The sequence below is a fragment of the Vibrio maerlii genome, assembly GCF_003415655.1.
Taxonomy (GTDB): domain Bacteria; phylum Pseudomonadota; class Gammaproteobacteria; order Enterobacterales; family Vibrionaceae; genus Vibrio; species Vibrio maerlii.
The window spans coordinates 119,901-143,474 of record NZ_QRHC01000008.1 but is presented as its reverse complement, the minus strand read 5'-3'; the positions used below and the strand labels follow the sequence as shown (position 1 = coordinate 143,474).

Here is a 23,574-nt window from a genome sequence, read left to right as displayed (position 1 = left end):
TTGAATATTCGAACGCGCATGCCTAACCAAAAACACACATTTTAATAAGGTTAGGCATAACAGCGATTATAGCCACTGTAAAAAGTGGTGGATGTATGGAGAACCGAAATGGAGCGTTCAGTGAAAGCGACCTATCCGGAAAATAATTTACCCTCAGCTAGAAAGAAGGCTCGAATCTCAGCCAAACTTTCCCCATGGCTGTTTTTAGCACCTGCTATTTTAATTTTTGCTGTCTACGTGATTTACCCGATCCTCGATAGTATTTGGTTAAGCTTCTTTGAGTGGGATGGATTAGGAGAAAAAACGTGGGTTGGTTTGGACAACTATCGTGAGTTGTTCGATTCAGAGGCGTTCTACACTTCTTTAAAGAACAACTTCTTGTGGTTGGTGTTCTTTATGTTAGCGCCGCCATTAGGCTTGGCGATTGCTCTTTTCTTGAACCAGCAAGTCCGTGGGATTCGAGTTGTTAAATCTCTTTTCTTCTTCCCATTTGTTATCTCACAAGTGGTGGTTGGTCTTGTGTTTGCGTGGTTCTACGATCCATCTTTCGGTTTGTTTAACATCGCGTTAGGAGCATTTGGTATTGATCCTATTTCGGTTCTAGCCGACGAAGACTACGTGACCTACGGCATTATCGCTGCGGGTTTGTGGCCTCAGATTTCGTACTGCATGATCTTGTACCTAACAGGTCTGAACAACCTAGATCCGGAGCAACTTGAAGCTGCGCGTCTTGATGGCGCGAAGAAGCTGCGCATGCTTTGGTATGTGGTACTTCCTCAGCTAAGACCTGCAACCTTTATCGCTATCGTTGTTACGGTTATCGGTGCATTGCGTTCGTTCGACTTGGTAGCAACAATGACGGCGGGTGGTCCTTGGGGTAGCTCATCAGTACTTGCTTACCAAATGTATGAAGAATCTATCTTTAACTATCGTATGGGTTACGGTGCGGCGGTTTCTGTTGTCTTGTTCCTCATCATGGATGTCTACATCGCATACTTCTTATGGCGTATGTTAAGGAGTGAAAAATAATGTACCCACAACCAATTTCTAAATCAGGTCGCTTCACCAATATTAGTTATCGTGTCGCGTTACCTATTGCAATCGTGATGTGGTTACTACCTCTTATCGCGGTAATGATGACATCTATTCGTTCAATAGAAGATATTAATACGGGTAATTATTGGGGTTGGCCCTCAGAAATTCAGTTTATTGAGAACTATACCCAAGTTTTTACTAGTACTTCTATGGGACAGTACTTGTTAAACAGCTTGATGATAACGTTACCAGCGGTGGCTGGAGCAGTGGCTTTGTCGACATTAGCGGGTTATGCACTTGCTAAGTACAAGTTCAAAGCGAACATCTGGATCTTTGCGATGTTTATTGCGGGTAACTTTGTACCGTTCCAAATCCTAATGATTCCGGTACGTGACTTGACGATTAGTCTTGGATTGTACGACACCCACTGGGCGCTGATTTTCTTCCATATCGCGTTCCAAGCCGGCTTCTGTACCTTGTTTATGCGTAACTTTATAGTTGGTATTCCTGATGCGCTGATTGAAGCGGCGCGTGTAGAAGGTGTGAGTGAGTGGAGAATCTTCCGTCACGTCGTTCTGCCATTGGTTCGTCCTGCATTAGCAGCATTGGCAGTACTTGTATTCACCTTCATCTGGAATGACTTCTTCTGGGCGTTGGTATTGGTTCAGAGTGATGAAGTTCGTCCTGTAACGGCTGGTTTAAGTGCGTTGAAAGGTCAATGGCTTGCGTCTTGGCAGTTTATCTCTGCTGGTGCGGTTGTTGCTGCGATTCCTCCTGTGGTGCTGTTCTTCACAATGCAGCGTCACTTTATTGCTGGCTTAACGCTCGGTGCGACGAAAGGATAACCGTCAAACTACACTGTTAAGCGAAGGAAGATACCAATCGGTATCACATGCCAGGGTTAGCAGCCCTGGCATCACAAAAACGATAATAAATGGACCCAGAGCTTTTGCTCGACAATAAGGATCTGACTATGAAATATGTGAAACACCTTGCTGCTACCGCTGTACTCGGGGCGACACTATCGACTTCTGCATTCGCAGGAACGCTAGTGATTAACTCGGACCAAGCGGACCCTGCACCAAAAGCTGCGTGGGAAGAAATCGTTAAGCGATTCGAAGCAGAAAACCCAGACATCACAGTGAAGTACAACCTTTACGATAAAGAAGCGTACAAAACTACGATTCGTAACTGGTTGGTAACGTCACCACCTGATGTTGTTTTCTGGTATGCGGGTAACCGTATGAAAACATTCGTTGACCGCGGCTTAATTGAAGACGTGAGTGACGTATGGGCTGACAACAACATGAAGCAAGACTTCAAGTCAGCAGCACCAGCGATGACAGTGAATGGCAAGCAGTATGGTGTGCCTTACACATATTACCAATGGGGTGTTTACTACCGTAAAGACATCTTTGAGCAATACGGCATTGCAGAACCAAAAACATGGGAAGAGCTAAAAGCCGCATCAGCAACGCTGAAGTCTAACGATGTCGCTCCGTTTGCTATCGGTACTAAATACCTTTGGACTGCGGCAGGTTGGTTCGACTACATCAACCTACGTACCAATGGTCTTGATTTCCACATCGACCTAATGGACGGTAAGGTTCCTTACACTGATGATCGTGTTAAGAAGACGTTCGCAAACTGGGCTGAGCTTGTTGAGCCAGGTTACTTCCTAGAAAACCATGCGTCTTACTCTTGGCAGGAAGCGCAGCCGTTCCTATATAACGGCCAAGCGGCAATGTACTTAATTGGTAACTTCATTGCACCTAACTTCCCAGAAGAGCTAAAAGGTAAGATGGGCTTCTTCCAGTTCCCAGAGATCGACCCTTCAGTACCAATGGCAGAAGATGCGCCAATGGATACGATTCACATCCCTGCGAAAGCGAAGAACAAAGAAGATGCACGTAAGTTCCTAGCGTTTGTTGCTCAGCCTGAGATTCAAGAGCTAATCAACGACGTACTACTGCAAATCCCAACCAACAGTAAAGCGAAACCAGCAGAAGACGAATTCTTGAATGTTGGTGTCCAAATGCTTGCTGATGCGAGTGGTACTGCGCAGTTCTACGACCGTGATACTGACCCTGCAATGGCGAAAGAAGGCATGAAAGGTTTCCAAGAGTTCATGGTGAAACCTGAGCGTGTTGACAAGATTCTTGAGCGTCTAGAGAAAGTTCGTAAGCGTACGTTTAAGTAGTTAGCTGTAAGAACAACGACAATCTGAAGCCAGTACTCCGGTGCTGGCTTTTTTCGTTTTAGTGATCCTTGTTTTAATGCTGAAAATAGTTTGTGAATAGATCACGAAATTAATGCAAAAAACTCAGTCATATCAAGGGCTGGTGGTAAATTCATGTAAACGTTTTCATCTCTGCTCTAGTGAATGATTTGAGATACGTTACACAACAATAAAATTATTAGAGCAGGGTAGAGAATCATCAATAGCTTGTTGCTGCCGAGCCGCGGCATCGTGAAACATGATAGGAAAGAACAATGAGAACATTTGAGCAAGTGATTGCGGCCCGAGAGTGGGAAAACCAATATGTCACTCACCATAATGTCTGTGAAACTCACGCTCCGTTGCACGCATACCCAACGGTGCAGGCGGCGTTGGACAATACCCCCTCTTCAAATCAACTCTCTTTGAATGGTGATTGGAAGTTCAAACTTTTCGAACGACCAGAGACTGTTGAGAGTGAATGTGTTGCTTCTTCATTTGATGATTCTCACTGGGACAATATCACGGTACCAAGCAACTGGCAGCTTCAAGGTCACGACAAACCCATTTATACCAACGTGAAGTATCCGTTCGCCGATACGCCACCGATTGTTCCTAATGAAAACCCAACGGGGCTTTATCGTTTAGAGTTTGAATTGCCTGATTGTTTTGTGGGAAAACGCAAGATGATTACGTTCGACGGGGTCAACTCCGCTTTTCATCTTTGGTGTAACGGTGAGTGGGTAGGTTACTCTCAAGATAGCCGTCTGCCTGCCGAATTTGATTTGACAGAGGCTCTTCAACAAGGAAAGAACCAACTTGCCGTGATGGTGATGCGTTGGTCTGATGGTTCTTATCTAGAAGACCAAGACATGTGGTGGCTAAGCGGTATTTTCCGTGATGTGACATTAACGGCTAAACTGCATGTGGCGATTCAAGATGTGGAGGTGAAGACCAATCTTGATGCTTGCTACCGAGATGCCTTTTTAGAAGTCACCACATTCGTTAATGAAAAAATCGATGCCAACCGTGTTGAAGTCGAGCTTTTTGACGCACAGGGAGGCTCTGTTTTCGGCAAGAAGTCCGCACAATGTGGCGAACGTTTTGTCGATGAGAAAGGTCCTTGGCTTGATCGTGCCGAGCATAAGGTTTACATCGAGAATCCTCATAAATGGAGCGCTGAATCGCCTTACCTATATCGAGTGGTTATCAGCCTGTATAAAAGCGATGAACTGCTTGATTGTGAGGCGTATAACGTTGGCTTCCGCAGTGTGGAGATCGCAGATGGGCAGCTAAAGGTGAATGGCAAGGCGATTTTAGTTCGTGGTGCCAACCGCCATGAGCATCACCCCGAGTTGGGTCATACTATGACTCGTGAAGGGATGATCGAAGACATCAAACTACTCAAGCAGAATAATTTCAACTCGGTTCGCACCGCACACTACCCGAATCACCCTATGTGGTACGAATTGTGTGATGAATATGGGCTGTACTTAGTGGATGAGGCGAACATCGAAACTCATGGCCAGGTGCCAATGTGTCGCCTGGCGGATGACCCAAGCTGGCTCAATGCCTTTATGCGTCGTATGACCCGTTTAGTCGAGCGCGATAAAAACCACCCATCTATCATTATTTGGTCCCTTGGTAACGAATCCGGCATTGGTGCTAACCATCATGCTATGTATCAATGGACAAAACGTCGTGACCCATCTCGTCCGATTCAGTACGAGGGCGGCGGTGCTATGACCGAAGCCACCGACATTATTTGCCCGATGTATGCACGTGTTGATTGGGATCTACCTGTCGTTGCTCATCAACCCGAAGTCACGCCGCGCGTCGGCATTAAGAAATCTATCGCACTACCTAACGAGACGCGTCCATTGATCTTGTGTGAGTATGCTCATGCCATGGGTAACAGCTTGGGTAGCTTTGGGGAATACTGGAAAGCATTTCGTGACCATCCTCGCTTGCAAGGCGGTTTTATCTGGGACTGGGTCGACCAAGGTATTACTAAAGCCGATGAGAGTGGAGAAAAATACTGGGCTTACGGCGGTGATTTTGGTGACACCATCAATGACCGACAGTTCTGTATTAATGGTTTAGTTTTCCCAGATAGAAGTATTCACCCGACATTGTTGGAAGCGAAGTATGCTCAGCAGTTCTATCAGTTTGAGCTGATAGGTACCTCACCAATTACAATTCGAGTGAGCAGTGAAAACCTATTTACCAGTTCTGACAACGAACGCTTGAGTTGGACGATTACCGAAGATGGTCATGTGATCAGCTCTGGAGAAATTGAATTAGCGGTCGGTGCAGAAGAGCTAGTGGATATCGAATTGGATAAAGCCCTTCCTAATACCAAACCAGGTAAAGACTACCACCTGAACCTATCTGTTTCATTGCGAGAATCGACAGCTTGGGCTGAAGCGGGTCATGTGACTGCTACTGCGCAGTTTGAATTGCCTGCAAATCTAAGTTTAGAGCTAGAGCCTAGTGCTCCCGAGGGCAAGCTAAGCCTAGAGCAAAATGAAAAATCTGTAACTGTTTCTGGCGATAAGTTCGTTATCCGTTTCAATCGACTCTCAGGCTTAATTGAAAGCTGGGAGAAAGGTGGGCAGCCGCAGATTGCAGTAGGGCCAAAAGACAATTTCTATCGTGCGCCTTTGGATAACGATATTGGTGTGAGTGAAGCTGATAGAATCGACCCAACAGCGTGGACTTCGCGTTGGGATGCGGTGGGGTTAGCAAATCTAGAATCGCACTGTATTGAACTCTCTGCTCAAGAGGGCAAGGATAAGGTTGTGATTATCTGTCGTTTTGCTCATCAATACCAAGGCTCTGTGCTGTTTGCCACGCAATGGCACTATGAGATTTTTGCTGACGGTAAGGTCTCTATTGATGTCGATGTTAAAGCCAGTAAAGGGCTTCCTCCACTTCCTCGTGTCGGTATGGAATTGGCGTTGCCACAACAACAGCAAACTGTGGAGTGGTTTGGTCGCGGACCTCATGAAAACTACCCAGACCGCCTCGATTCTGCGCACATTGGCCGCTTTAGTGCGACTCAGCAAGAGATGCACACCCCTTACATCTTCCCTTCGGACAGTGGACTTCGTTGTGATGTGAAACAAGCGCAGGTTGGTCAGTTATCAGTGGAAGGTGATTTCTACTTGTCAGTGAGCCGATACGAACAATCGAATGTTGCGAAAGCAAAACACACCAATGAACTTGAAGACAGTGGCAATGTGTTTGTTCGCTTAGATGGATTCCACATGGGTGTAGGAGGCGATGACTCTTGGACGCCAAGTGTTCATGAAGAATACAAGTTGGTCGCCGAGCGCTACCGTTACCAAGTGACTTTACAATTTTAAGGAGCAAAGGAATGTCTTTAACTCAGCAACTTTCTTTCATTCAGCTTCATAGTGATGTGGCGAGCTTAATTATTAAGCTCGCGCCAGCTCCCGAAATTATCTATTGGGGTCACCAACTTGGTCATCTTGATGATGCGCAGCTTTCTCAAATGGCAATGGTGGTTTCTCGTGCGGTTCCTCAAGCGAGGCTCGACCTCGATGTGCCGGTTTCACTCTGCCCAGAAACCGGCCGAGGTAGTTATGGCTCCCCTGGTTTAGAGGGGCACCATTTGGGTCAAAACTCGACCCCAATTTTTGAGTACGATTCGCATACACAAACCGGTAATCAAGTTGAGATACGTTGTGTTGATGATATCGCCAAATTGGAGCTGCTGATTTCACTCTCAATGGACGGCAAAACTGGCGTGGTGAAGAAATCGATTCAGTTAATCAACAACAATGAGAGTGCGTACCAACTCAATAAGTTAGTGCTTAGTTTGCCTTTGCCATACCATGCGAAGGAGTTGGAATCCTACACTGGGCGTTGGAGCCGAGAGTTCCAGCCACAACGAACTCAGCTTGAGCACGGCGTGTTTACCCAAGAAAACCGTCGCGGGCGCACGTCGCATGAGTACTTCCCAGGTTGCTTAATTGGCTCTCACGCCTTTAGCGAAGAACAGGGCGAAGTGTGGGGTTTCCACCTTGCGTGGAGTGGCAACCATAGCTGGCGCGCAGAAGCGAAAAGCGATGGTCGCCGTTTTGTTCAGGCTGGTGAGCTGCTGTTTGCCGGTGAAATTGAGCTGGCGCAAGGTGATTCCTATACCACACCAGAGCTCTATGCTTCCTATAGTCAAAAAGGCATTAACGGTTTACGTAAAGCTAACCACGGATATGTAAGGGAGCACTTACTTAACTTTGATGAAAGTAAACCAAGGCCTGTCCACCTCAATACATGGGAAGGCATCTACTTTGACCACGATCCAGACTACATCTGTGAGATGGCGACCCAAGCGGCGCAGATCGGTGTTGAACGCTTCATTATTGATGATGGATGGTTCAAAGGTCGTGACCATGATAAAGCGGCACTAGGTGATTGGATTCTTGACCGCAAGAAATACCCAAATGGTTTAACGCCAGTGATCGAACACGTAAACAAACTGGGCATGGAGTTTGGGATCTGGGTTGAGCCTGAGATGTTTAATCCTGATTCAGACCTGTTCCGTGCTCACCCTGATTGGCTGCTGACAGCCGAAGGTTATGCTACGCCAACGGGGCGCTACCAATATGTGCTCAACCTGCAAAACCAAGACTGCTTCGATTACTTATATAAGTGCTTAGATGAACTGCTAAGCGAAAATAACATCGGCTATGTTAAATGGGATATGAACCGCGAATTGGTTCAAGCAACCCATAACAGCCGCGCGGCTGTGCATTGGCAAACTAAAGCAGTGTATCGCTTGCTAGATAAATTGGTGGCAGCGCACCCAGACGTCGAGATTGAATCGTGCTCCTCAGGTGGTGGTCGCATTGATTATGAGATCTTAAAGCGAACCTATCGCTTTTGGACATCCGATTGCAACGACGCGCTAGAGCGCCAGACTATTCAAAAGAACATGGGGATATTCTTCCCACCAGAGGTAATGGGCGCGCATATTGGTCCGCACCATAGCCATACGACTCGTCGTCAACATGACATCAACTTACGTGGCATTACAGCGCTTGCAGGTCATATGGGCGTAGAGCTTGATCCGGTAAAAGAGAGCGAAGTAGAGAAGCAGGCATTCGCGAAATACATTGCATTGCACAAGCAATATCGCCACTTGCTTCATACTGGCGATAGCTTCTATCTCGATAGTAATGACAAGACACGTCATGCGTATGGTGTGCACAATGAACGTGAAGCGCTACTAACGGTGAGCCAGCTAGCGATGCCAGATTACATGCTGCCTGAGCCTGTTCGTTTATCAATTTTAGACTCGGAGTCTGATTATAAAGTTAAGCTGGTGGAGTACCCGCAAAGCAGTGCTGGATTGATGAAAGTGATGCCAGATTGGGTGGAGCAGGATGAAGTAGTTGTGAATGGTGCGATACTCAAACAAGTGGGTATTACCTTACCGGTTCTTGACCCTGAAGCGTGCTTACTCATCTACATAGAAAGGGTTTAATCACCACTTCACTTGATTTAACTCAAGCTAATGGAAGTTATACCTAAAGGTGTGATGTTGTTTTGACATCGCGCCTTTATTCTATTGGGTGTGTTTTTATTACCCATGCTATGAACCCTGCTATGCAAAGCCATCTCAATCAAGTGCTACTCGATATTGCACTCAACCTCAGCTCAAACCTAAACAGTGAAGCTCAATACCAGCATCTAATTGATGGTATCGACAAGGTATTTCCATGTGACGCTAGCGCGTTGTTTATTTTGGATGAGGACGGCTTTTTGACTCCGGTTGCGGTAAAGGGGCTGACCAGTTCAATACTTGGGCGTCGCTTTTTTCCCAAGGCCCACCCACGATTAGAAGCGATCATACAAAGCAGGCAACCTGTGCGCTTTGGTGCTGACTGTGATTTACCTGACCCATTTACTGGAGCACTACTGAGTGAGGAGGTTGAGCTAGATGTTCATGATTGCCTTGGGTGCAGCTTATACGTTGAAGGGCAATTGGTCGGTGTGCTGACTTTGGACTCTCTCAATGTTGGGGCGTTTGATACCATTGACTCTGTTGCGATAGAAACCTTTGCGGCATTGGCGGCCGCAACTCTTCGTAATATCGGACAAATTCGCGCGCTGAAAGCACAAAACAAGAAGCAGAAGCACGTCACCGAAACCTTGATTCAACAAGCTCGCTCTAAACAAGGCGAGATGGTTGGCTTCAGCCCTCAAATACAAAACCTCAGAAACAATATTTCTACCGTTGCTCAGTCGGACTATGCGGTGTTGATTACGGGAGAAACTGGTGCAGGTAAAGAGCTGGTAGCTCATAGCTTACATGCGCAGTCTAGCCGTAAAGATAAACCTATGATTTACGTCAACTGCGCTGCGCTGCCTGAAGGACTTGCCGAGAGTGAGTTGTTTGGTCACGTCAAAGGCGCATTTACTGGCGCGACAAGCAATCGTGCGGGTAAGTTTGAATTGGCCGATGGTGGAACGATCTTCTTAGATGAAGTAGGGGAGCTGCCGTTTATTCTGCAAGCTAAATTGTTGCGTGTGATCCAGCAAGGCGAACTACAACGAGTGGGCAGCGACAAGCATCAGATAGTGAATGTTCGTTTGATTGCAGCTACAAACCGTAATCTGCAGCAAGAAGTTGAAGGAGGGGCGTTCCGTGCTGATCTTTATCACCGCCTCAATGTGTTTCCTATTGCGGTTCCTGCATTGCGCGAACGTGAAGGGGATATTCCCGTACTTGCAGGATTCTTACTAGAAAAGGTGCGCAGCCAGTTCAATATTCCGAATCTACATATACACCCTAAAGCACTGACAAAATTAGAAAATATGCCGTGGATGGGTAATGTGCGAGAGCTTGAGCACACGTTAACACGCTCTGCATTGCGAGCGATTCAAGAAGAAACCTCTACAATCACGACTGCGCATTTTGATAACGATTTAAGCTTTGATGTGAAAAATACATCAAGCTTATTGCCTAGTGATAGTCAGCCAATGCGATCATTGGTTGAACAGTATCAAAAAGATCTCATTGTTCATGCACTTAACAAATCGGATGGAACTTGGTCAAAAGCGGCAGAATTTCTCCAAATGGACCGAGGAAACCTCTACCGGATGGGTAAGAAGTTTGGAATCAAGCCGGAATAAAATAGTGCGTGGATGTGTTAATGACATCAGTTGTGTAGTCTTTAATACATCAAGGTGCTTTGTTGATTTACTTAAATGTTATTAATTTCAATAGCTTAACTTTTGGCACGACCCGTGCAATTCCAGTGTAATTATCGCGATGTGTAGAAACATCGTAACAATAGAAATAATAACCACTGGAGACACCCATGTTCTGTATTCAATGTGAACAGACTATTCAAACCCCAACTGTTAAAGGTTGTTCTTTCGCACAAGGTATGTGTGGTAAGACATCCGAAGTATCTGACCTACAAGACGTTCTAGTTTACGTTCTACAGGGTGTGTCTTACTGGGCAGAGCAAGCGAAGAAATTCGACATTGTTGATAACGAGATCAACCAGTGGGCTCCACGTGCATTCTTCTCGACGTTGACTAACGTTAACTTTGACCCTGCTCGTATTCTTGAGTTATCAGAGCAAGCAGCAACTTACAAAGCTCGCCTTAAAGATCAAACTATCGCAGCTGCTCGTTTAGGTGATGTTGCATTGGAAGAAGCACCAGGAGTGGCGAACTTCGAGCTACCAAAAACAGCGGAGGAGATCCTAGCGTTTGCTCCTCAAGTTGCGGTAAACCGTGGTTACGAGACAATCAGCGAAGATGTAATTGGTTTGCGTCTACTTGCGCTTTACGGCCTGAAAGGTGCAGCAGCGTACATGGAGCATGCTCGCGTTCTTGAGCAAACTAACGATGACATCTACGCCGAATACCACCAAATCATGGCTTGGTTAGGTACGGATCCAACAGACCTGAATGCGCTACTTGAGTGCACGATGCAGATCGGTCTAATGAACTACAAAGTGATGGAAATGTTGGACGAAGGCGAAACAACAACCTTCGGCCACCCAGAGCCAACACAAGTAAATGTTAAGACGGTAAAAGGCAAAGCGATCCTAGTTTCTGGTCACGACCTTCACGACCTAGAAAAAATCCTTCAGCAAACAGAAGGTAAAGGCATCAACGTTTACACCAATGGTGAAATGCTGCCAGCACACTCTTACCCAGAGCTTAAAAAGTACTCTCACTTAGTAGGTAACTACGGCAGCGCATGGCAGAACCAGCAAAAAGAATTTGCAAACTTCCCTGGTGCTATCGTGATGACGTCAAACTGTCTACTGAACCCAAATGTGGGTCAGTATGCAGACCGTCTATTCACTCGTAGCATTGTTGGCTGGCCGGGTGTTGCACACATTGAAGGTGATGACTTCAACCAAGTGGTTGAATGTGCACTAGAGCAAGAAGGCTTTAAGCACGATGAAATAGAGCAGATGATCACGGTTGGATTTGGTCGTAATGCACTGATGCAAGCCGCACCTGCAGTTATCGATGAAGTCAAAGCGGGTAACATCAAGCACTTCTTCCTAGTGGGTGGTTGTGATGGCGACAAAGCAGAGCGTAGCTACTACACAGACTTCACGGCTCAAGCGCCAGAAGACACAGTCATCCTAACTCTTGCTTGTGGTAAGTACCGTTTCAACAAGAACCAATTTGGCGATATCAACGGGATCCCGCGTCTTCTTGATGTTGGTCAGTGTAACGATGCTTACTCTGCAATTCAGCTTGCGCTTGCTCTATCAAAAGAGTTTGACTGCGATATCAACGAGCTGCCACTAACACTGGTTTTATCTTGGTTTGAGCAGAAAGCGATTGTTATTCTGCTAACGCTCTTTGCTCTAGGTGTAAAAGGCATCTACACAGGCCCAACGGCACCTGCATTCCTGACTGAGAATCTGGTTAAGATCATCCAAGAGAAGTTCGACATGCGCAGTATTGGCACCGTTGAAGGCGATCTGAACGATATCCTAGCAGCTTAATTTCAAGCTAACCTTTTTATCGCCCAATGTTTTGCTCGAAACATTGGGCGTTTTTACGAGGAATAACATGTTTATTGAATGGCAAAACAATCAACCAGCCCAAATGCGCTGCGTCAACAAGTGGTTTGAGACTCAAGATACCGTGAGTATTCAGCTTGCAGCCACAGATGGAACGCATCTGCATTTTAGTGGTTTTAAGCCGGGGCAGTTTGTCTCTTTGGGTTTAGAGTTCAATGGCAAGATGGAATACCGTGCTTACTCTATCGCATCGATGCCGGGCGATAACCACCTTAAGTTGACCATCAAACGAGTTGAAGGCGGTTTAATGTCTAACTACATTGTCGATGAGTTGAAAGCGGGTGATGAAGTCGCTGTGTTAACTCCGACAGGTCCATTCAACAGTATTGATTGCCAACCTAAAAAGAAAGTGGCTTTGCTGAGTGCGGGTTGTGGTATTACGCCTGTCATGTCGATGGCAAAAACTTGGCTGCGTGATGAAGCGGAAATTGATATTACCTTCATCCATCAAGCGAAAAGCAAAGCTCAAACCATCTACTTTGAAGAGTTAGAAGCACTCGCTGTAGAGCATGACAACTTCAATCTTAAGTTGTTGCTTAAAGACAATACCGACGCAGAGCATGAGGAAGGTCGCTTAGATAAAGAGTGGCTAACTACACTTTGCCCTGATTTGGCAGAACGCACAGTGTATCTCTGTGGGCCGACGGCCTTCATGAGTGATATGGAAGCAAACGCATTAGAGCTAGGTGTCGACGCAAGTCAGTTCCACCAAGAGAGCTTTACTCCTATTGACGCTCACACAGAGGCAGAAGATGCTGGTGGCGTGGTTCAGTTCGAGGTTCCCGCTTTTGGGGTCAGTGCTGAAGTCGTTCAAGGTGCAACTCTTGCCGATGTATTGGAAGAAAATGGTGTGCCCGTGATTATCGCATGCCGTAGCGGCATGTGTGGTTCTTGCAAGTGCAAAGTTACCAAAGGTGAAGTTACCCGTAGCAGCACTGAAACTCTGACTGAAGCCGATATCGAAGCGGGATATACGCTAGCATGTTCGACGCAGGTACAAAGTGATGTTGAAGTGAGTTTGAACTAATAATTTAGAACGCTTTGTAAACGTCAACCCCCTATTTTTCTCTAGCTCTCTAGCTCTCTAGCTCTCTAGCTCTCTAGCTCTCTAGCTCTCTAGCTCTCTAGCTCTCTAGCTCTCTAGCTCTCTAGCTCTCTAGCTCTCTAGCTCTCTAGCTCTCTAGCTCTCTAGCTCTCTAGCTCTCTAGCTTTTATTGCAGAGGCTGAATAGAGATTTCTACACGACGGTTACACGCACGACCTTCCGAAGTACCGTTATCACAGATCGGGTAACGCTCACCGTAACCTGTAGCGAAAATGCGGCCAGAAGCTACTTTTTGGCTGACTAGGTAGCTGCGCACAGAGTTCGCACGTTGCTCAGATAGCGTTTGGTTCGTTGCATCAGAGCCTGTGCTGTCAGTGTGACCAACAACTTGCAATGAGGTTTCTGGGTACTCAACTAGGATACGAGCGACACCATTTAGCGTATTAAAGATGCTTGCATCTAGGTTGTAATCGCCAGAACGGAAACCAATGCCGTTTTCCATTACAAGCACTAGCTGGTTTTCACCTACACGCTTCACTTGCACGCCAGAGGCTTTTAGTTCTTCACGCAGCGCTGCTTCTTGTTGGTCAAAGTAGTAACCAACACCACCACCAATAGCACCACCTGCGCCTGCACCGATTAGTGCACGCTTACGGCGATCATCTGCATCTTTACCTGTTGCTAAGCCAATAGCTGCACCACCAATGGCGCCAATAACAGCCCCTTTGGTTGCTGAATTGGTTTCTGTCTCACCTGTTGTTGCATTTTGACGTTGAGTTGCCTGACAGCCTGTTAGGGCAACTAGAAGAGCCAAAGCGACGGAAATTTTTTTCATACTTCTGAATCCATAATTCTCAAGAGTAACCGTAGGCTATTTTAAAAATTTAGATATTGCAATGCTGTTAAGAAGATAAAAATTGCAAGTAAATACGAGAGTAGTTCTGCAATCTGTGAATCTTACTCTAGCCATTTATAAGACCGATATTTTACAAGAGCTAAAGGGGCTCAGTTGGAAGAGTACTTACGAATTCTAATGTATTAACTTAAATGTCAATAGTGTTAGCTTTGTATGAATATTGACCAGGTATCAAACTTTGACTGAAATACTACCCGTGATCAATGTCACATATTTGAGAATTATAAAAACTATCTATAAAAGAAATAAATAATTCCACCTTAAAAATTTTGTTAATTAATTTATTGGTAAACATTAACTTATATTGATTTAAATGTCATTTGTGGGTGAATTTTATACTTGTTAAGTCAGGGTTATGTCAAATATAAGTGATATTTTGTATATTACTTAGTCAATTTTATAATTGTAATCTTGAGTGCAGGGTCTTAGGTATATAACATAAGCTCAGCTTATTAATTGTTGTTTGTAAAGTGTTAACGTTTTTACATTTTGTTCATGCTTGGTTTTTTATTTATCAAGTTAATTAGCACTGTAAATAGATAACTTTATGGGAATCAATGTTTCTAATGTTACTTAGATACAAGGAAGTTGATTGAGGTTTTTGTGAGAAAAGTTAACGCTATATTTAAATTACTAATCGTTACATGTTTATTTAATATTTCATGTTCCGTGTTAGCTGAGCCGTACCTATATATTGAGGGCTATGGGAAAAATCAATCTCAAGCAGAAAGGGACGCCAAAGAAAAGTTAGCCTTGCGAATGAGTAGTACTGTTCAGGTTTCTGAGAGTAGCTCGCAGACATACCGAGAGACAACAAAAATCAGAAACGGAGAAGAGCGAGAGTCAGACGCTCAACTGCACAACACACTTGATACAACATCAACAATCACGTCGGCACCCATCAACATTACCAATATGGAAGTGGTGAAGTCAGACTGCAATGGTTCAGAGTGTTATTTCGAATTTCGCGTTAATAAAGAACGTTGGGCTGAACAACTATCACGTGATATTAATCAGCAACACCGTCGCGCCCAGCAGTATACCTTAAATCAAGGCCGTGACTGGAAAAGTACATTGTCTTTCAGTGAAGCTGAAAACTTACTAAAGAAAACGCAACAATCAATTCTTGTTTTATCGTCGATAAATAATGATGTAGCCAGAGCCTTTCATGACCAACAAGTCGTGCTGGAAAGTAAGACTATCGAGCGTGTTAAAAGTATCAATATTTCTATTCGCTCAGCCTCAGATATGTACTCCCAAGAAGTTAATTCATTATTAAGTGAGAAGGTAAGGGCCACCTCTCAAGGGGACATCATTGTATATATCAAAGGACATGCAAGAAAAGGTCGAAAAAACAACAAATACATGGCAGAGCAAAAACTCATTTTACAAGTGTTTGAAGCTAGAAACACTAATGTAGCGGTTGGTCAAAAAGTTCTATCTGAAATAGGTGAATCAGCGATAAGTAAAGAAGAAGCACTTATTTCTGCACAAGATAAAATAACAAAAATTCTGAATGAAAATTCTATTTATACTCTCTTTAACTAAAGGATCTAAAAATGCTTAAAAAAACAATTCTTACCGGCTTAGTTGTATCAGCGATGGCTGGTTGTTCGTCAATTCCAGGCATGGAATCAGCAACAGTAGACCGCGAAGCTATGAGCACGGAATTGACTCAGAATTGTAATGAGCTAGGTGCTGACTTTACTCCTGTTTCATTCACAGTTGATAAAGTATCTGAGGTAATGGTGTCGATCCAGGAGCGCCAATGTGCCGTGTTTAATGACTATCGTACGCTTGCTTCTAAGCACGGTGACGTTGCTGGTTTCTTGGCTGTAAACGCGGATAAGTCTGATGAAGAGCTTCGTGCTGCTATGGCAGAGTTTGACGAAGGTAAGCCTGCTAACAAAAAAATCACACCGCTAGTTGAAGCTTATAAAAAAGCATCTGATGATATCTTCGATAAAAACGTTGAATTGGCACTGGACATCGCAGTTCAAGCTGGTGAGCTAGCTATCATTGCATCTGACAATGCATCTTTATTGGCACAAGATGCAGCAGCTGGCGGATTTAGCAGTGCTTTAGCAGCTTTCTCAAATGAGCAAGCTGAAGATGAAAGTGAAGAAGAAATCGTACCTGTAGTTGAGGCATACAAAGAGATGGAAGCGCGTTCTGTACTTGCGTTTGATGCTAATCAGCTGATTTCTTTGGATAAAAATACTATTGAACAGCTTGAAAACTTAGATAAAGTTGTTGCAGATAAAGTGAAATCATAATGAAAATTTCTCGTATTGCAGGTTTAGTCTCGGCTGCCATTGTTTTAGCTGGCTGTCAGAGTAATCAAGGTAGCCAAACGTACTCAGTTGAAAGCAATGCGGGAAATTCATCGCTGGTTATCGGAAAGTCAGCGTATGAATTTAGCAGTGATGATATTGAAGTACCGGCGTACTTCAATACACAAGGTCTTCAATTTTGTAGCTATGAAGCGGAAGAAAAAGACTCACGCTGCCCACTAGCGAAGAAAACGATTCGTTTGTATTTCGGTGATGTGAAAACGGATGTGAATGAGAGCCTTCAGGGGCAATCTGCAGATGTTTTCAATGCGATGCATTCAAGTATTGGAAAATTCCAAACTAAGGCGCTAGAAAACACCTTAGAAAATCAGTTTGCGGGTGTTAACCGCTTCCGTATTCTTACTCGTGATACTGATTCTGTAAATGCTGCTATGGAAGAAATTCTCGCAGATGAAGGTGCCGCGAATGTAGCGAAAAAAGTAAGTGGCAGGAGTAAATTATCGACTGATTACATAATGAAAGTCGATGTGCTCAAAACGGCCGATATGCTATTTGGTTCAACCCAGTCATTATTTCAAACGTCAATGGAGATGACGACGGGTGTGATCGACCCCTATACACGTGAAAAGCTGAGTTATCCAAACATCGGGAAGATTCGTGTTTCCAACTTTGATGTGCGTGATAAAGACAGCTACACCACTGTGATTGCAAATGGCGATTATTATCGCGGTTTCAACTACACAAGTGGTAAAGATGTCGATGCAGTTTTGAATGAAATGTCATCACGTGGCTTCGATATTATGCTGACACGCTTGCTCAAAGAGATGCCGGCTACTGCTCAAGTTATGGGTATTAAAGGTGATCGCATTTCGCTAGATCGTGGTCAAAATGCAGGTGTATTACCTAATGAAACCATGGTTGTGTTTGAGTACAGTGCAGGGTTTGTCGAGCCAATTGGTGTTGCTACCGTTAACCCAAGTCAACAAAGTGCCCAAGGCAAAATAATTCGTTGGAAGGACAGTAATGTTGCCGATGAAGTGAAAGACATTGCTGAGGATGGAATCTATCGTCCTGACCGTCAGCGACGTATTTTTGCTGTGAGCGTAGGAGTGCCACTGGAGTTTATGAAGGAGCGTAGCACATGGGCAACAAAGGGCTAGGTAAAAGCTTTGCTATTGGAACTTTGTTTGTAAGCATGTCCGTTCCTGCATTGGAACTAGATAAGGGCCAACCGACGTTGGCTCTCATCGAACAGGGCTGTGCATATGGTCGTGGAGCAATGGCAATTGAATCTGCAAAGGCTGATGGTTTGAATAGCCTTCGTCTGTTTTTGCAAGGTAGAACCTCGGTGTCTTTCTCTGCAGAAGACAGAGCATTGATAGATCAACATTTCGACCAACAGAGTCGTGATTTACTGATAAAAGACATTGCTAACGACAATGTTGGTGCAGAGTATGGTCCAGCGGAAATTCTAGGAGATGATACTTGTGTAACTGTACGTTTGGCACCGCAACCTAGCACGGAACTTTCGGGTTTTGACGGCGATATTGAGTGGGATGACTCACCCGTAATGTCCGTTGTAGTTATTGGCGAAGGCAGTCAAAGCAAGGAGCTCGCATTGAGTGCTAGGCAAGTTGCTGAACAGGATGCTTTTAGGCGTGCGATTAGTCAGGTATTAGGTGCTATGGTCAATTCCAACCATATGCAGTTAGGACAACAAAGTGGTGATGGCTTCGAGCTACAAGAGATCGCTACAAAATCACTGTCGCTAGAACCTCAAGGTATGATTTCCAGTTGGAATGAAATCTCTTACCAAGAAAATCCTAACGGTTCCGTTAAACTTACGCTTGATGTATTTGTTGAGCGACAAAAAGTGGAAGACAGAATAGCAAGGTTGTTAAAAAGTCTTGGTCAGCCCTCTATTTATGTTAGCTCACAGCTTCCGATCGTAAAAAACACCTTTTCAAACACTCTTGCGGAATTGGGCTTTGATCTTGCTTTAAACCCTGCTCAGTCGAGTCTCATTCTCGATGTAAAAGAAACTCAAAAAGTAACGCCTTCTGGTTTACAGCTTGAGCTTGAGGCAACCGTGCTCGATCGCGCTGGAAACCGATATGGAAGTTGGCGCAATGATCCTACTCTCATGACGTTACCAAACAAAAAAGGCATGCTCAATGAACTCGCCACTGTTCATCTTGCAGTCGAAGATAACCAAGTAGCATTAAAGCGTGAGCTTCAGTCTTCGGTGCAAATAATGGCAAGCCGAGGTGGGCCTATTCGAGAGCTAATTATTTCACAAAAGGCAGTAGGCAATCAGGGGCAGCTTTATCAATCGATACGCAATATCAATGGAGTTTCCGATATAAAACCAAGCCAGAAAGGAAGCAATATTGTTATTCAGTTAAGGTCACTTAGCGATACAAGTGATTTAGCTAAACATATTGAACGCATTATGCGAACCCATAAGTCGAATTATCATTCGAAGCTGAATGTGCTCAATGAATACCAAATAAAAGTGCTTTAAGCATTGCTTCTATAAGGCTTTCGTTTTCAGTGAACTATACGCTTTCACACAGCCGATTGCAGAATGCTTGAGAAGCATCACTGAGAATATAAAAACACACTATAGGTAAGCTGGACTTTTACAAGAAATTGTTCACTTTCAAACTTACTTATGGGAATCACGACTAAAAACCGTTACGGATAATTTTTAATAATGAAAAAACTATTTATTGCAGCGTCACTAGTTACAGCCCTAGCAGGCTGTCAGAGCAACAACCATGCAACGGTTGAGCAAGCTCAGAACTTTGCGCAATGTACTTTCCCTGATGCTCCAACAGTGGAAGCTCCAGGGTGGATCTGTGATGTGCTCCCAACTGATCTTGCTGCAGGCGCTACAGGTTATGCGAAGAAAAGCGCAGCGGGTATGAGTGTTATGCGCAAGATCGCTACTAACGATGCTCGCGTTAATCTTGCTGCTCAGTTTGAGACTGACGTAAACAACCTATTTCAACAAGCAGTTGAAAGCTCAGTCAATACTTCATCTGCTGAGGGTGTAAGTATTGTTGATGAGAATGTACAAGAAACGTTCGAGAACATCACTAAAACCGTAGTAACTCGTAACCTAACGAACAGTCGAGTGATTGTAAGCCAAGCTAGCCCTGCTGGTGGCCTGTACGTTCTTATTGGTATGGACCAAGCGACGTTTGACTCAAACATGAACAATGTGATTGACCAAGTAGCAGGTGAGGATTCTGCACTTTGGGACCAGTTCAATAACGAGCAAGCGGCTGCTGATCTAGCAGAAGCATTCGAAGCTTTGAAAAAATAAACGCGGATTCATGACTCGTTAAAGTAGATAAGGGCCGCCACTATGGCGGCTTTTTGTCTTTCTGTGCTCAAGGAGTGATATATGTACACGAAATTAGGAAAAACGTTCTTAGCTGTGGCTATTTCAGCAGCTGTGAGCTTTCCTGCTTTTGCGGTTTCTGAAGACCAACTTCAGCAGCTAAACAAGGCTGTAGCAAAAGCAAATCAAACACCAGAAGAAAAGAAGAAAGCCTTTCATGCGTACGTTAATGCGTATTTGGATGAGTATGAAGCTTGGCGTGATGAATATACGAAGAACCTAGATGAGCGACGTTCTGACCTGATTAAAGTTTGGGGTGAAGGTGAAGTGTCTTCTCAAACTAAAGATGTTCAATATTCTGAAGACGATTCAGTTAAGACCGCGGTTGATTACGAGGCAAATGAAGCCACAGTTTCTATCTTAGTCGATGCAGATAGTTCAGAGGCTGACGTTCAGGCACTGGTTAAAGACATGCCGGTTGAAGTTGCGGGACAAAAAGTCGAGCTAGAGAACTTGAAGGCAGAAGATCACGCGGTTCTTTACTCATTAGAGAAAGAACAAGCTGAGAAAGACTTTGTTATTCAGCAATCTCAACGTCAAATGAAAGAGTTAGACGTGCAAGCTGACCGTTTGATTAATTCAAATACTGGTATTCCGGATTCATTTATTTACCAGCGCGCGCACAACAAGAAGTTAGCACTACTTGCTCAAGCGCAAGAACGTATTGCAGCACAAACGAAGCTGTATGATGAAATGCGAGCTAAGCACGGCATTAAAGTTGAGCGCCCAGAAAAAACAGCTGTCATTGAAACAGCACCACAGGCCGAAGCGAAGCCAGCCATCGCTAAAGCAGAGAAACCTGCTGTAGAGAAAAAACAAGCGGTAGCGAAAGACGTGGCAAAAGCTGAAGCCAAGCCGATTAAACCACAAGTATCGAAGCCAGCCTTAGATGCTGAAAAGCCGAAGAAAGTGGTGAGTTACAAGGTTAAGCTTCCTGAAAACAGTCTAAAAGCACGTGCAAGCAAATATGCGCCTTTGGCTGAGAAAGAGAGTAAAAACTGGGAAATCGATGCGGCGCTCATCATGGCGATCATGCACTCAGAATCAGCCTTCCGTCCAGATGCTAAATCGCATATTCCTGCGTTTGGCTTGATGCAAGTGGTACCAACCAGTGCAGGTCATGATGTGAACAAGATAGTTCGCAAGATCGATGCACCAATGAAATCCGCAGATTTATACCAACCAGTTATCAACGTTGAAACCGGTACGGCCTTCCTAAATATTTTAACGAATAGATACATGAAAGGTGTTGAAAACAAAGAGAGCCTTAAATACTGCGTAATCGCAGCATATAACACAGGCCATGGGAACGTGTATCGTACCTTCAATAAGGACCGCTCTATGAAAAAATCGAGTGCGATTAAAGTAATCAACTCGATGACTCCTGATGAAGTTTATAACCATATGCTTGCAAATCTCCCTTACGATGAAACGAAGGGCTATTTAGAAAAAGTAAGTGGGCGCATATCACTGTATAAATAACGTTATAACGAGCGCATTACCTTGTGATGCGCTCAATTTATTTAAAAGAAATTGAGATAAACCATGTTTAAGATTTTTGTACTTTTTTTTATCGCTATCGGAATTTATGTCGGCATTAACTACACCGATGAGATTGAACAGTTGATGGACACAGACACATTTGAGCGTGTGCAGGAGCATGCCGAAGAGGGGAAAGAGGCCCTTCTTGATAAAATTGACGAAATTAAGGGCTAATCATGTCTGTAGCACAAATAGATGAAGCTCAGAAAGAGATTCAAGAAGAGCTCAAGGAGATCCAAGAAACCCAAGACGAGTTAGTCGAAGCGCGACAGCATAACTCTTGGGCGGGAGGTTGGGCGAAGACTATTGGCTTGGCTTCTGTCGTCTCGATTGCACTAGGCGGTTTTAATGACAGCTTTGATGCGATTGAGAAGATAGTAGATTTCGGTTTATCTCAAATGACAGATATCCCATCCCATAAGAAGTTAGATAAGATCTATATTCGCTCGTCGGCTGACATCTTGGATGAAACCTTTGGTGCCCCGGTATATATCAAGCGCTCATCAAATGATGATGTTATTAAATACTATCAGGATGATAACTTCATACTGTCTGCAATCTCTCGAGATGATGCGATCGTGGCTTATCTGGTTTTTCCTAATGAAGGATTTGCTCCAGAAACACTAGAGCATGCTGGAGGAACAGAATTCTTTGATAATCATTTCAATGCCATTGAAAGTGTTAACGAAATTCGGGCTTCTTACGCAAGAACGGGTAACTACTATATTGAGGAAAACAATGGTGGTGAGTTCGGCTTCTTATATGCGTCTATCAGTGGAGTGAGTGAATTTATTTCCCCAATGAGTGATGGTACTCAGAAGCTTTTGGCGGGAGTAACGGATGCGCTAATGCTGGATGAGAACGTGGCGGAGTCCGTACAGTCACTTCGTCTACATACAAAACCGAACTTTTATGGTTATAGCACTCTTGGAATTGGTGCTTTAGAAGATGCGATTCTTTCGAATACAGAGTATCGACTAATCAATAAGATCTAATAACAGTTGAAGAAGGCTCTAACCTGCAAAGTTTAGGGCCTGTTTTATATATGGCTAATAAAAAATTTGAAGCGTTCTTAGAGCGTTTAAAGGGCAACAAAAGGATTATTGTTCAAGCTCATGATTTCCCTGATCATGATGCCTTGTCGTCAGCATACGCACTGGCTCATTTACTCAAGAGCAAGGGCTTTGAACCATTCATCACCTTTCAAGGGTATGTCGATCGTATCTCACTTCGCAATCTCATCGACTGGTTAGATATACCCATTTATGAACCGAGAGAGTTACAGTTACAACCGTCGGACAAAATTATAGTAATCGATGGCTGTATTGGTGAGAAGAACATTACTGATTTTCCTGGTTTAGAGGTTGGTGTCATTGATCATCACCAAGTGAAAGCGCCGGATTTTGTTTGGTATGACGATATACGGCCAAACTATGGTTCAACAGCGACCATGATGGTTGAATACTATCGTTATTTCTCATTGAGTATGCCTGAAAAAGTGGCAACAGCACTGCTAGTCGGGTTAAGTTTCGATACCGCTAATTTCACACGTGCAGTGAGCCCGGCAGATCTGAAAGCGTTGCACTATCTGCAAGCCAAAGCGGACAACGAGATGGTAAATAAGATCTGTAGGAACCAGGTCGAGTTCCATGAACTACAGCTCTTTAACTCGATGTTGAATACGATGCGTAGGGAGAAAAATGCAGCGTTTGCGGTGCTTCCGGAAGGTTGCCCAAAGAACATGCTTGGTGTGTTAGGAGATTTCCTACTGGGCGTTGATGAGTTGGATATTATTGTCCTTACCGCTCGCAATAGAGAAAAAACGTTTTTATCAATGCGCTCAGAGTGCCCAAAGAATAATGTGGCGAATATTGTGCGTCGATCCCTTAATGACCAAAGGCTTGGTTTTGGGGGAGGGCATTCACATATGGCCGGCGGAATCATTAATAATCAATATCAGTTGAGTGATGAGCTGGATTTCGTTTACGACCTTATTCGCCCAAACCTTGTGCTTGGTGCATAA

18 protein-coding genes are annotated in these 23,574 nt (G+C 44.4%); 17 read left to right on the top strand and 1 reads right to left on the bottom strand.

Going from position 1 to position 23,574, the window contains the following annotated elements; all coding sequences use genetic code 11:
- Positions 1 to 108: 108 nt before the first annotated feature.
- The 8 genes from DPF91_RS15115 (at position 109) to DPF91_RS15080 (ending at position 13,372) form a co-directional block, all read left to right on the top strand.
- Positions 109 to 1,029 carry a carbohydrate ABC transporter permease gene (locus DPF91_RS15115; protein ID WP_117235265.1) on the top strand — a complete coding sequence of 307 codons (921 nt, stop codon included), beginning with the start codon at positions 109 to 111 and terminating at the stop codon, positions 1,027 to 1,029.
- The gene (locus tag DPF91_RS15110; RefSeq protein WP_117235264.1) at positions 1,029 to 1,880 is read left to right on the top strand and encodes a carbohydrate ABC transporter permease; all 852 of its coding nucleotides are present in this window, start codon (positions 1,029 to 1,031) and stop codon (positions 1,878 to 1,880) included. The genes DPF91_RS15115 and DPF91_RS15110 overlap by 1 nt, the downstream gene beginning before the upstream one ends.
- Before the next feature lie 128 nt (positions 1,881 to 2,008).
- Complete coding sequence (locus DPF91_RS15105; protein WP_117235357.1) at positions 2,009 to 3,235, top strand: ABC transporter substrate-binding protein; 1,227 nt, start codon at positions 2,009 to 2,011, stop codon at positions 3,233 to 3,235.
- A 293-nt stretch (positions 3,236 to 3,528) separates the two neighbouring features.
- Entirely contained in the window at positions 3,529 to 6,621 is a 3,093-nt protein-coding gene (locus DPF91_RS15100) for a beta-galactosidase (RefSeq protein ID WP_117235263.1), read from the top strand.
- Between the two features lie 11 nt (positions 6,622 to 6,632).
- A complete protein-coding gene (locus DPF91_RS15095; RefSeq protein WP_117235262.1) occupies positions 6,633 to 8,765 on the top strand; it encodes an alpha-galactosidase in 2,133 nt (710 codons plus the stop codon).
- 122 nt (positions 8,766 to 8,887) lie between these two features.
- Positions 8,888 to 10,417 (top strand): nitric oxide reductase transcriptional regulator NorR, encoded by a 1,530-nt coding sequence (gene norR, locus DPF91_RS15090; protein ID WP_117235261.1) that lies wholly within the window; start codon positions 8,888 to 8,890, stop codon positions 10,415 to 10,417.
- 188 nt (positions 10,418 to 10,605) lie between these two features.
- On the top strand, positions 10,606 to 12,267 hold the full coding sequence (hcp, locus tag DPF91_RS15085; protein WP_117235260.1) for a hydroxylamine reductase: 1,662 nt from the start codon (positions 10,606 to 10,608) through the stop codon (positions 12,265 to 12,267).
- Positions 12,268 to 12,334: 67 nt separating this feature from the next.
- The gene (locus DPF91_RS15080) at positions 12,335 to 13,372 is read left to right on the top strand and encodes an FAD-binding oxidoreductase (RefSeq protein WP_117235259.1); all 1,038 of its coding nucleotides are present in this window, start codon (positions 12,335 to 12,337) and stop codon (positions 13,370 to 13,372) included.
- Positions 13,373 to 13,556: 184 nt separating this feature from the next.
- On the opposite strand, the gene DPF91_RS15075 is transcribed toward DPF91_RS15080, so the two are convergent.
- A complete protein-coding gene (locus DPF91_RS15075; RefSeq protein ID WP_117235258.1) occupies positions 13,557 to 14,225 on the bottom strand; it encodes a YiaD family glycine zipper/OmpA-like lipoprotein in 669 nt (222 codons plus the stop codon).
- Positions 14,226 to 14,909: 684 nt separating this feature from the next.
- Here DPF91_RS15075 and DPF91_RS15070 point away from each other — a divergent pair.
- The 9 genes from DPF91_RS15070 (at position 14,910) to DPF91_RS15035 (ending at position 23,574) form a co-directional block, all read left to right on the top strand.
- Positions 14,910 to 15,854: a hypothetical protein gene (locus DPF91_RS15070; protein WP_117235356.1), complete on the top strand. Its 945-nt coding sequence runs from the start codon at positions 14,910 to 14,912 to the stop codon at positions 15,852 to 15,854.
- A gap of 11 nt (positions 15,855 to 15,865) precedes the next feature.
- The gene (locus DPF91_RS15065; RefSeq protein WP_117235257.1) at positions 15,866 to 16,582 is read left to right on the top strand and encodes a hypothetical protein; all 717 of its coding nucleotides are present in this window, start codon (positions 15,866 to 15,868) and stop codon (positions 16,580 to 16,582) included.
- Positions 16,582 to 17,760 (top strand): hypothetical protein, encoded by a 1,179-nt coding sequence (locus DPF91_RS15060; RefSeq protein WP_117235256.1) that lies wholly within the window; start codon positions 16,582 to 16,584, stop codon positions 17,758 to 17,760. The genes DPF91_RS15065 and DPF91_RS15060 overlap by 1 nt, the downstream gene beginning before the upstream one ends.
- Positions 17,742 to 19,124, top strand: a complete 1,383-nt coding sequence (locus tag DPF91_RS15055) for a hypothetical protein (RefSeq protein WP_117235255.1) — start codon at positions 17,742 to 17,744, stop codon at positions 19,122 to 19,124. The genes DPF91_RS15060 and DPF91_RS15055 overlap by 19 nt, the downstream gene beginning before the upstream one ends.
- 192 nt (positions 19,125 to 19,316) lie before the next feature.
- Positions 19,317 to 19,931, top strand: coding sequence for a lipoprotein (locus tag DPF91_RS15050; RefSeq protein WP_117235254.1), 615 nt, complete (start codon positions 19,317 to 19,319; stop codon positions 19,929 to 19,931).
- A gap of 81 nt (positions 19,932 to 20,012) precedes the next feature.
- Positions 20,013 to 21,491 carry a transglycosylase SLT domain-containing protein gene (locus DPF91_RS15045; protein ID WP_117235253.1) on the top strand — a complete coding sequence of 493 codons (1,479 nt, stop codon included), beginning with the start codon at positions 20,013 to 20,015 and terminating at the stop codon, positions 21,489 to 21,491.
- 63 nt (positions 21,492 to 21,554) lie between these two features.
- On the top strand, positions 21,555 to 21,725 hold the full coding sequence (locus tag DPF91_RS22110; RefSeq protein WP_164684196.1) for a hypothetical protein: 171 nt from the start codon (positions 21,555 to 21,557) through the stop codon (positions 21,723 to 21,725).
- A gap of 2 nt (positions 21,726 to 21,727) precedes the next feature.
- Entirely contained in the window at positions 21,728 to 22,546 is an 819-nt protein-coding gene (locus tag DPF91_RS15040; protein ID WP_117235252.1) for an ETEC_3214 domain-containing protein, read from the top strand.
- Positions 22,547 to 22,596: 50 nt separating this feature from the next.
- Positions 22,597 to 23,574 (top strand): DHH family phosphoesterase, encoded by a 978-nt coding sequence (locus DPF91_RS15035; RefSeq protein WP_117235251.1) that lies wholly within the window; start codon positions 22,597 to 22,599, stop codon positions 23,572 to 23,574.